The organism is Evansella vedderi (assembly GCF_030813435.1).
Lineage (GTDB): Bacteria > Bacillota > Bacilli > Bacillales > Salisediminibacteriaceae > Evansella > Evansella vedderi.
Map to the genome: position 1 here is coordinate 1 of NZ_JAUSUG010000053.1, position 2,574 is coordinate 2,574.

3 protein-coding genes and 1 rRNA gene are annotated in these 2,574 nt (G+C 32.6%); 3 read left to right on the plus strand and 1 reads right to left on the minus strand.

Annotation, left to right across the window (positions count from 1 at the left end):
- Positions 1-135 precede the first annotated feature (135 nt).
- Entirely contained in the window at positions 136-573 is a 438-nt protein-coding gene (gene perR / locus J2S74_RS27215) for a peroxide-responsive transcriptional repressor PerR (RefSeq protein WP_307332891.1), read from the plus strand.
- Between the two features lie 60 nt (positions 574-633).
- Here the strand turns inward: perR and J2S74_RS27220 are convergent, their stop codons facing one another.
- Positions 634-990 (minus strand): YgzB family protein, encoded by a 357-nt coding sequence (locus J2S74_RS27220; protein WP_307332894.1) that lies wholly within the window; start codon positions 988-990, stop codon positions 634-636.
- A 151-nt stretch (positions 991-1,141) separates the two neighbouring features.
- On the opposite strand from J2S74_RS27220, the gene J2S74_RS27225 reads away from it, so the two are divergent.
- A complete protein-coding gene (locus J2S74_RS27225; RefSeq protein ID WP_307332897.1) occupies positions 1,142-2,017 on the plus strand; it encodes a nucleotidyltransferase-like protein in 876 nt (291 codons plus the stop codon).
- Between the two features lie 497 nt (positions 2,018-2,514).
- A 16S ribosomal RNA gene (locus J2S74_RS27230) occupies positions 2,515-2,574 on the plus strand; the annotation flags it as partial.

Genomic DNA, 2,574 nt, shown 5'->3' on the forward strand with positions numbered 1-2,574 from the left:
TATGAATTACTAATAAACATAAGATATATACTTACTTATAAATAGTGTTTTCGTTGACAAAATTTAATGTCATTATGTATACTAATTATAAATATTATAAGGTAAGAATGTTTTTTTGGAAGAGGTGAAGAGTAAATGGAAAACCATCGACTTCAAGAAGCATTACATTCTTTAAAAAGCACAAAAGTTCGTATGACTCCGCAACGACATGCCATTTTAGAGTTTTTATTTAATGCTAAAAGTCACCCGACTGCTGACGATATTTACAAAGCGTTGGAGGGGAAATTCCCTAATATGAGTGTGGCAACAGTATATAATAACTTGCGTGTGTTTAAAGAAGTCGGTCTGGTTAGAGAATTAACTTATGGTGACTCTTCCAGCAGATTCGACAGTAATACTTCTGATCATTATCATGTCATCTGTGAAGATTGTGGAAAGATTGTTGATTTTCACTATCCTGGTTTAGATGAGGTAGAAACTTTAGCAGAACACGTGACAAACTTTAAAGTAAAAAATCACCGTATGGAAATTTACGGATTATGCCCTTCTTGCCATAAACATCAACAACATTAAAAGAAAGAAGCTAGAATTAAAACATTCTAGCTTCTTTTTCTTCATATATAAAGGAACCTTTTATTCCTTTATCTTCTTATTATTATATTCTTCATTAAATTCTTTTCCTTCGAGGGACTTATCAAGGGTTAATGGTTCGTTGCAATACATACATGCGTCCACTCGTCCAAGCATTTTCGTTTGTTTTCCACATGATGGACAAACGACCTGGACTGTTTTCGATGACAGCATTCCTATCCAAAAATAAATAACCGTACTTGCTATAATCGCAAGGAATCCCAGAAGCATGAACAGTGTCATTACTAGTGGTGTTCGTTGAAAGAATAACCCTAAATACATAATAATAATCCCTGCGAAAATTAATACTAAGGCAAATGTTCTTATTTTATTAATTTTATTTGAATATTTTATTCCCATTTAAACAACCTCCTAAGGAAAAATTATAGCACAATTTTTATGTAAAAAACTATTACGAATATGATTGGTTGTAGATTTAAGAAGGGATATTTTTATGAGATGTCGAAAGTACTTAATGGTGAGTGAAATTTAGTTTAGGAGGTAATTCCTCATGGATGATTTTTTAAGACAATTATACCAAGACCGCTCCAGCGATAAACATACATTAGGTATTATATCTGTCAACAGTAGATCGAAAATGGATACGAACACAGACTATTTTGATGTTGTATTACTAGTAATTGTATCTGAAGAGCAGGAACCTTGGGCAATAAAACACTATACGTATAACGAATACAAAGTTGCCATGCACTTAGTTAGTACGAAACAAATTCACGATTGGTTATTAAATAGTTCCAACCGTAGAATTGTTGACTGGTTAATGAATGGGAAGATAATATTTGACCGAAATGAATATACGAATAACTTCCGGCAACAAATGTTAGAATTTCCCCCAGAAGAAAGGAAAGTAAGGATGGGGGTTGAGTTTTCTAAGTTGATCCGACGCTTTAAAGACGGAAAATCCCTATATTATGAGGGGCATTATTTAGATGCTTATAACCAGATTGTCCATGCTCTCCATCACCTGGCCCGCTTATCTATTATTGAACATGGATTTTATCCAGAGGTTACCGTCTGGCAGCAAGTAAAGCAAATTGAACCTGAAATATTTAAGCTTTATTCGGAGTTAGTGACAGGAAATGAAACAATAGAGAAGAAATTAGAGCTTCTATTATTAGCGAATGAATTTGGCCTAATGACGAAGACGAAATTAGGAAGTGCCCATATATTAGATTTAATGAGAGAAAAGAATGAGCCGTGGACAATAGAAGAAATTAAACAAGAAGTAGGAATGAATGATTATTCTTTAGATCTAAGTATTCTACTAGAGTATTTAATACAGAAAGGTTATGTTGATGTAATAAAGGTAGAAACGAAAGGAAAGAAAATATTTCATCGATTGTATGAAGTTAATGATAGTATATAGAAGAAAGTTAATATACAATTAGGATTAAGGGTGTCTCTAAGGTATGCATGAAACCTTGTAGACATCCTTTACTTTAGGAGAGCTTCTTTTTAAAATGAATCTAGAATTATTTTTTTAAAAAGGTATTGCAATTTAAGATAAAAGATGTTAAATTATATTTTGTCGCTATAAAACAGTCACACACACTTCTTCAATATTTATAAAAAAACATATTGACGTGAGAGTGACTAAATGTTATATTAGTCAATGTCGCTAAAAAATAACATAAGCGAACGAAATTAAAAAAAGTTGTTGACAACGAAATGTTATCTTGATATAATAGAGGAGTTGTCGCTAAAAAAACAACAAATTAAATTTGACCTTTGAAAACTAAACAAAAAGCCAAGTGAAGTGGGATATGAACGTCGTATTTATACGACCGATCAAATATCCCGTCAATGAATTTTTAAATTAGCCAGTTTGACTGGTTTTGATGTCAGAACATCAAGCTCAACACTTTATTGGAGAGTTTGATCCTGGCTCAGGACGAACGCTGGCGGCGTGCCTAATACATGCAA

Excerpts from the sequence above, each read along its gene's own strand:
- perR (WP_307332891.1), top strand. The coding sequence starts at position 136 with ATGGAAAACCATCGACTTCAAGAAGCATTACATTCTTTAAAAAGCACA.
- J2S74_RS27225 (WP_307332897.1), top strand. The coding sequence starts at position 1,142 with ATGGATGATTTTTTAAGACAATTATACCAAGACCGCTCCAGCGATAAA.
- J2S74_RS27220 (WP_307332894.1), bottom strand. The coding sequence starts at position 990 with ATGGGAATAAAATATTCAAATAAAATTAATAAAATAAGAACATTTGCC.